The 7,440-nt window shown below is 67.8% G+C and carries 5 protein-coding genes and 1 pseudogene; 2 read left to right on the forward strand and 4 right to left on the reverse strand.

Annotated elements, in window-relative coordinates:
• Together H5J26_RS26145 and H5J26_RS26150 are read left to right on the forward strand one after the other, a co-directional pair.
• Positions 1–690 (forward strand): class E sortase (locus tag H5J26_RS26145; RefSeq protein ID WP_181768432.1); only part of this gene is annotated, 690 nt, incomplete at its 5' end.
• A gap of 40 nt (positions 691–730) precedes the next feature.
• Complete coding sequence (locus H5J26_RS26150) at positions 731–1,486, forward strand: class E sortase (protein ID WP_419183853.1); 756 nt, start codon at positions 731–733, stop codon at positions 1,484–1,486.
• 64 nt (positions 1,487–1,550) lie between these two features.
• On the opposite strand, the gene pknB is transcribed toward H5J26_RS26150, so the two are convergent.
• From pknB to H5J26_RS26170, 4 genes and pseudogenes are all read right to left on the reverse strand, one after another.
• Positions 1,551–3,545, reverse strand: a complete 1,995-nt coding sequence (gene pknB, locus H5J26_RS26155; RefSeq protein ID WP_181768433.1) for a Stk1 family PASTA domain-containing Ser/Thr kinase — start codon at positions 3,543–3,545, stop codon at positions 1,551–1,553.
• A 198-nt stretch (positions 3,546–3,743) separates the two neighbouring features.
• Entirely contained in the window at positions 3,744–5,207 is a 1,464-nt protein-coding gene (locus H5J26_RS26160) for a peptidoglycan D,D-transpeptidase FtsI family protein (protein WP_181768434.1), read from the reverse strand.
• 133 nt (positions 5,208–5,340) lie between these two features.
• Complete coding sequence (locus tag H5J26_RS26165) at positions 5,341–6,735, reverse strand: FtsW/RodA/SpoVE family cell cycle protein (protein ID WP_181768435.1); 1,395 nt, start codon at positions 6,733–6,735, stop codon at positions 5,341–5,343.
• A 16-nt stretch (positions 6,736–6,751) separates the two neighbouring features.
• Positions 6,752–7,440 (reverse strand): annotated as a pseudogene (locus H5J26_RS26170) (protein phosphatase); the annotation flags it as partial.

Below are 7,440 nucleotides of genomic sequence, written 5' to 3' on the forward strand. Positions count from 1 at the left end.
ATCGCCAGTCGCTTCCTGGGAGAGGTCTTCATATCGGCCGGTGTGCTGATGCTTCTCTTCGTCGCCTACCAGTTGTGGTGGACGAACGTGCTGGCGGGGCAGGAGGCGGGCGGCGCCGCACAGGAACTCGAGGACCAGTGGAAGGGCGGCGACGGAGGCGGCAAGGGAGGGCTCGACCCCGAACGCAGGGCGGACGACTTCGCTCCGGGTGAGGGTTTCGCCCTGCTGTACATCCCGAAGCTGGACGTCAGGGTCCCCATCGCACAGGGCATCTCCAAGCCGAAGGTCCTCGACAAGGGCCTTGTCGGGCACTACGACCAGAAGCCGGTCAAGTCCGCGATGCCGTGGGACAAGAAGGGCAACTTCGCGCTCGCCGGGCACCGCAACACCCACGGGGAGCCGTTCCGCTACGTCAACCGGCTGGTCGGCGGCGACGAGATGGTGGTGGAGACCGCCACGAAGTTCTACACCTACGAGATGGCCAACCGGCTGCCGTCCACTTCGCCGTCCAACACCGGTGTCATCAGGCCGATTCCGCCCGGGTCCGGCTTCAACAAGCCTGGGCGGTATATCACGTTGACCACGTGCACCCCTGAATTCACGTCGAAGTACCGTCTGATCGTCTGGGGCAAAATGGTCGAGGAGCGCCCGAGGAGCAAAGGCAAGCCGGACGCTCTTCTAGGCAGGTGACCAGCAAGAAGCGGGGAAGCGGGCGGTACGGGTGTCAGAGATCGAGAACGAGACCGGCCAGGCGGGGGCGTCGGTGCCGGCGCCGCGGTCCGGCCGCCCGTCCCCCGGCAGGAGGCCCGGCACACGCCGCCGGCGGCTCTCGGCGGTGGTCGGCGTATTCGGCGAACTCCTCATCACCGCGGGCCTGGTGCTCGCGCTGTTCGTCGCGTACTCGCTGTGGTGGACGAACGTCCTGGCGGACCGCGACTCCAAGCGCGCCGGCGACAAGGTCCGTGAGAGCTGGCTGAAGGACCGCACCCCGGGAAGTCTCGACACCAAGGACGGCATCGGCTTTCTCCACGTGCCCTCGATGTCGGGCGGCGACGTGCTGGTGATGAAGGGCACCGACGCCAAGGAGCTCAACAAGGGCGCCGCGGGCTACTACACCAAGCCGGTCAAGTCGGCGATGCCGCAGGACCAGTCGGGCAACTTCTCACTCGCGGCGCACCGCGACGGGCACGGAGCGAAGTTCCACAAGATCGACAAGATCGAGAAGGGCGACTCCGTCGTCTTCGAGACGAAGAACACCTGGTTCGTCTACAAGGTCTTCTCCATCCTCCCCCGCACGTCGAAGTACAACGTCGACGTGCTCGACCCCGTCCCCGAGGGCTCGGGCAAGAAGGAGGAGGGCCGCTACATCACGCTCACGACGTGCACCCCGGTCTTCACCTCGAAGTACCGCTACGTGGTGTGGGGCGAGCTGGAGCGGACCGAGGACGTGGACGCGGAACGCACACCGCCCGAAGAACTGCGCTGACGCGTAGGCGCCGCGCTGCTCCTCGGGCGGTGTGACGTGCTGCCCGCCGGGGCCGGCCCGGGTGTCAGGACCTGCCCGACGACCGTCCCAGTCCCGAGGAGGGGCCGCCGAAGGGGAATCCTCCGTCGTCGCCGCCGCCTCCGTCGCCGCCGGGCTGCCCCGGCCTGGCGATGATGGTGATGGTGTCGCCCTTCTTACCCTGGGTGTTGGCGGGCGGGTTGGTCGTGACCACCGTGGCGTTGTTCTCGTCCGGTGCGTTCTGGACCTGGACCTTGAAGCCGGCGCCCTCCAGAGCCGTACGGGCCTCCGAGACCAGCTTGTCGGTGACGTCCGGGACGGTGGCGGGCTCGTCCGCCGGTGCCGCTGCCACGGTCAGGGTGATCTGCTCGCCCTTGCCGAGCTTGCTGTTGGCGGCCGGGTTCTGCTTCAGCACCGTGTCGGCGGGCTTGGACTCGTCGTCGACGTCCTTCCTGGCAACCTCGAAGCCGAGAGCGTCCAGTTGCGCCTTCGCCTCGTCGAAGCTCTTGCCGACGACAGGCGGCACGGTGATGGTCTGCTTCTGCGCGACGGTCAGGGTGATGGTCGTCTTCTTCGGGGCCTTTCCGCCGCCGGCCGGGTCCTGCCCCAGCACGGTGCCGGGGGTCTCATCGGACTCCTGGGGGCTCCGCTTGACCTTGAATCCGGCTGCTTCCAGCTCCTGCTTGGCGTCTGCGTAGGGGTCGCCCTCCACGTCGGGGATCTCCACCGGGGCCGGGCCCTTGGACATGCTGAGCGTGACGGTGTCGCCACGCTGGATGTCCGAGCCCTTTGCCGGGTCGCTCTCGCAGACGGTGTTCTTCTTCTGGTCGCAGAACTTGGAGTCGCCCTTGGTGACCTTGAAGCCGCCGTTCCCCGCGAGCTTCTGCGCCTGCGAGTAGGTCTGCCCTGCGAGTTGAGGCACCTCGACGGTGTCCGAGGGACCGCCGCCGAAGAGCACCTTGCCGACGAAGATCGCGCCGACGAGGATGAAGATCGCGGCGGCGACGAGCAGGATCGTGGAGAGATTGCTCCTGCGCTGACGCCGCCGGCCGCGCCCCTCGTCGTAGTAACCGCCGTTGTCGTCGCGGACGGGCGGCATCATCGAGGTCTGTGCGTCCTGAGCGCGCAGCGCCGTGGTGGGCTGGTCGTCGCCGTAGCCGCCGTAGCCGACTGCACCCAGGGCCGCGGTCGCCGCGACCGGCTGGCCGTCGAGGCACGCCTCTATGTCGGCGCGCATCTCATCGGCGCTCTGGTAGCGGTAGTCGGGGTCCTTGACCAGCGCCTTCATCACGATCGCGTCCATGTCGGCCGAGATCTCGGGATCGAAGACGGTGGTGGGCTGCGGATCCTCCCGCACGTGCTGGTACGCCACCGCGACCGGTGAGTCACCGACGAACGGCGGGCGGTTCGTGAGGAGTTCGTAGATCAGACAGCCGGTGGAGTACAGGTCGGAGCGGGAGTCGACCTGCTCGCCCTTGGCCTGCTCCGGGGAGAGGTACTGGGCGGTGCCGATCACGGCCGCGGTCTGCGTCATCGTCATGCCGGAGTCGCCCATGGCACGGGCGATACCGAAGTCCATGACCTTGACCTGGCCGTTGCGCGTCAGCATGACGTTCGCGGGCTTGATGTCGCGGTGGACGATGCCGCTGCGGTGCGAGTACTCCAGGGCCTGGAGGATGCCGATGCACATCTCCATCGCCCGTTCCGGCAGCAGCTTGCGTCCGGAGTGCAGCAGTTCCCGGAGGGTGGAGCCGTCCACGTACTCCATCACGATGTACGGGATGGAGACCCCGTCGACGTAGTCCTCGCCGGTGTCGTACACGGCGACGATCGCGGGGTGGTTGAGCGAAGCGGCCGACTGGGCCTCGCGGCGGAACCGGGCCTGGAACGACGGGTCACGAGCCAGGTCGACGCGGAGTGTCTTCACCGCGACGGTCCGGCCCAGCCGTGTGTCATGGGCGAGGTAGACCTCGGCCATGCCTCCGCGGCCGAGCACCGAGCCCAGCTCGTACCGGCCGCCGAGGCGACGCGGCTCTTCCATAATCTCCAGCCCTCTCCGTTCGTCCGGCCCGTATCTGATGTACGGCACGGCGGTGTGGTGCTCGGGATACGGTACCCGCCCGCTCGTGCGAGTCGGTCCTGAGCGAGGTGACGGGCGTCACCTCATGCAGTGCCCGTGCGGGCGCCCCTCCCGGCTGAGCCAGGAGGGGTGTTGCTGCGCCGGTCATTGTGTGCGTCATCACTTGCCCTCGAGTACGGCGTTCATCACTCGCTTCGCGACCGGGGCGGCGAGCTTGCCGCCTGCGATGTCGTCGCGGAGGGTGTTGGAACTCTCGATGACGACGGCGACCGCGACCGGAGCGGAACCGTCCTTGTCCTTCGCGTAGGAGATGAACCACGCGTAGGGGTTCTTGCTGTTGTTCTCGCCGTGCTGGGCGGTGCCCGTCTTGCCGCCGACCGTGACGCCCGGGATCTGCGCCGTGGTTCCCGTGCCCTTCTCGACCACGGTCTCCATGGCCTGCTGCAGCTTCTGCGCGTTCTCGGAGGAGACCGGCTCGCTCAGCTCCTTGGGCTTCTGCTGCTGCACCACGTTGAGGTTCGGGGCGACGAGCTGGTCGACCATGTACGGCTTCATCAGCGTGCCGTTGTTGGCGACCGCCGAGGCGACCATCGCCATCTGGAGCGGAGTGGCGCGGTTGCTCGCCTGGCCGATGCCGGCCATGGCGTTCTGCGGCTTGTTGTCCTCGGGGTAGACGCTCTCGGCGGCCCGCACGGGAGTGTCCAGCTCCTTGTCGTTGAAGCCGAACTTCTCCGACATCTTGATCATTTCGCCGTTGCCGAGGCTGTTGCTCATCTTGGCGAAAACGGTGTTGCAGGAGTAGCGAAGCGCGTTGCGCACCGTCGCGTTCTTGCAGGGGATGTCGCCGTCGTTGCCGAGGTCGGTGCTCGAGTCCGGCAGCCGGTACGGGTCCGGGGTCTCGGTGGCCTTGTCCAGGTCGTACCTGCCGCTCTCCAGGCCCGCGGCCGCCGTGACGACCTTGTAGGTGGAACCGGGCGGGTAGGTCTGCCGCAGAGCCCTGTTGAGCATGGGCTCGTCCTCGTTCTTCTGCTTCTGCAGCTTCGACCACTCGCTGGTGTCCGCGTCGCCGTTGCCGGCGAAGCTCGACGGGTCGTACGAAGGCGTGCTGGCGAGGGCGAGGATGGCGCCGGTCTTGGGGTTTATCGCCGCGACGGCGCCCTTGTTGTCGCCGAGCCCTTCGAAGGCCGCCCTCTGCGCCTTCGCGTTGAGCGTCGTGACGACGTTGCCGCCCTTCTGCGGCTTGCCGGTGAGCATGTCGATGGTGCGGTTGAAGAAGAGCCGGTCGTCGTCGCCGGTCAGTATGCCGTCGTTGAGGGCCTCGATCTGGTTGGCGCCGAAGGCCTGCGAGGCGTAACCCGTCACGGGGGCCCACATCGGGCCGTTCTTGTACGTGCGCTTGTAACGGAAGTCGCCGCTCTTGGTGTCCGCGGAGCCGGTGATGGCCTTGCCGTCGACGATGATGTTGCCGCGCGGCTGCGCGTAGCGCGCGATGGAGACCCGGCGGTTCTTCGGGTCGGACTTGAGTTCGTCGGCCTGGACCAGCTGGATCCAGTTGTCGCGTACCAGAAGGGCCAGCACGAGCAGGCCACAGAAGATCGCGATCCGGCGCAGTGGCTTGTTCACTGAGCTTCACCTCGTGCGGGTCGCTGGGTTGCTGCGCAAAGAACGAAGGAGGGGCGGCGAAGGACTCCCGCGACGGCGGTCGCGATCCTGGCGCCTGCGGCGGCCGCCGCCTCGCAGGTACTCCCGGCGGGCGTCATGGCCTGACCACCTGGGTCATCTCGGCGTCCGGGGAGGGGGCCGGGGCCGGCGCGGGGCGCCGGGCGGTGTCACTGATCTTGAGAAGGATGGCGACGAGCGCCCAGTTGGCGATGACCGACGAGCCGCCCTGCGCGAGGAAGGGCATCGTCATGCCGGTCAGCGGGATGAGCCCCATGACGCCGCCCGCGACGACGAAGACCTGGATGCCGAAGGCCGCGGACAGCCCGACCGCCAGCAGCTTGCCGAAGGGGTCGCGGGCCGCGAGGGAGGTGCGGATGCCGCGCTCCACGAGCAGTCCGTACAGCAGCAGGATCGCCATCACGCCGGCCAGGCCCAGCTCCTCGCCGACGGTGGCGAAGATGTAGTCGCTCTTGGCGGCGAAGCCGATGAGACGGGAGAAGCCCTGCCCCAGCCCGGAGCCGAGAGTCCCGCCGGATCCGAAGGCCCACAGGGCCTGCGCGGGCTGTTCGGAGCCGTTCTGGAAGGCCTGCATCGGGTCGAGCCAGTCGTCGACACGGCTCTGCACGTGTGGCTCGAAGCTGGCGACGGCGACGGCGCCGACGATGGTCAGTCCGAGGCCGAAGACGATCCAGCTGGTGCGCTCGGTGGCGACGTAGAGCATCACCACGAAGAGGCCGAAGAAGAGCAGCGAGGTGCCCAGGTCGGTCTCGAAGACGAGGATGAGGACTGAGAGTCCCCAGATGACGAGGATGGGGCCGAGGTCACGGCCGCGCGGCAGGTAGAGGCCCATGAAGCGGCGGCTGGCCAGCGCCAGGGCGTCCCGCTTGACCATGAGGTAGCCGGCGAAGAAGACCGCGATGATGATCTTGGCGAACTCTCCGGGCTGCAGTGAGCCGACACCGGGGATCGTGATCCAGATGCGGGCGCCGAAGCGTGCGGGGAAGAAGACCGGCAGGATCAGCAGGATCAGCGCCGTCACCATCGAGATGTAGGTGTAGCGCTGAAGGACGCGGTGGTCCTTGAGGAAGACCAGCACCGCCACGAAGAGCGCGACGCCGAGCGTGGACCACATCAGCTGCGTCGGGGCCGCGGCCCCGCCCGGCAGCGGTTCGAGGTCGAGCCTGTAGATGAGGACGAGGCCCATGCCGTTGAGCAGCGTGGCGATCGGCAGCATCAGCGGGTCCGCGTACGGCGCCCAGCGGCGTACGACGATGTGGGCCACGCCTGCGAGCAGACCCAGGCCCAGGCCGTAGCCGAGCATTCCTGCGGGCAGCGAACCGTCCTTCGCCAGACCGACGTTGGCGTAGGCGAAGACGGGGATGAGCACGGCGAAGACGAGCATCGCCAGCTCGGTGTTCCGACGGCTGGGCAGGCCCCCGGGGGAGACCGTCGTATTGCTGCCGGTGTTGGTCATGATGTTGCTGCTCATTGCTGCCGGAGCCCCCCTACGGCGCGGTGCACTGCTTGGCGAGCTGCTGCTGCTTCTCCGTGAGCTTCGGGCTCGGTGACGGAGACGCGGCGCTGCGCTGCGGGTTGTCAGGACCGGCGTCGTTGCCGGCCTGCTGCGCGGCATCCGAGGACTCCGACGAGTCTGCGGCCGCACCGGTTCCGCCGGTGTTCTTGCCGGCGTCGTCGGGCTTGTTCTGCTCGTCCTTCTTGCTGCCCTCGTCCTTGGGAGGCTCAACGCGCTGCTCGGCGACGATGCGGCAGACCTTCGCCTGCTCCTCCAACTCGTCGGCCTTGTCCCGGGCTTCACCGGAGCTGCTGGCCACGATGGTCTCGCGCACCTGGTTGCGCTGGTAGCCCGGCAAGTACTTGAGTTCGACTCCGGGGCGGTCCTGGTAGACCTCGTTGAGGCTGATGCCGACGAGCTCCTGGCTGATGCCGCGGTAGAGCGCGATGTGGTCGTCGTTGGCACCGACGTAGTACTGCGTCTGCGTCCAGCGGTATCCGCCGTAGAGCCCGCCGCCGACGATGATCAGGATGAGCGCGATCCACATGGACCGCTTGAGCCAGCTCTTCCCGCCGCGCCGCTTGATGAAGTCCTCGTCGGTGTACGTGCCGAAGCTGCCGCCCTGCCACGACTGCGCCCAACGAGCCGGGACCGGGCACGACTCACGCATCGCCAGACCCG

The sequence above is a fragment of the Streptomyces albidus (ex Kaewkla and Franco 2022) genome (genome assembly GCF_013870515.1).
Classification (GTDB): Bacteria; Actinomycetota; Actinomycetes; order Streptomycetales; family Streptomycetaceae; genus Streptomyces; species Streptomyces albidus.

What these genes read in the sequence shown, in the direction of transcription:
- pknB (WP_181768433.1), bottom strand. Translation starts at nt 3,545, where the DNA reads ATGGAAGAGCCGCGTCGCCTCGGCGGCCGGTACGAGCTGGGCTCGGTG.
- H5J26_RS26165 (WP_181768435.1), bottom strand. Translation starts at nt 6,735, where the DNA reads ATGAGCAGCAACATCATGACCAACACCGGCAGCAATACGACGGTCTCC.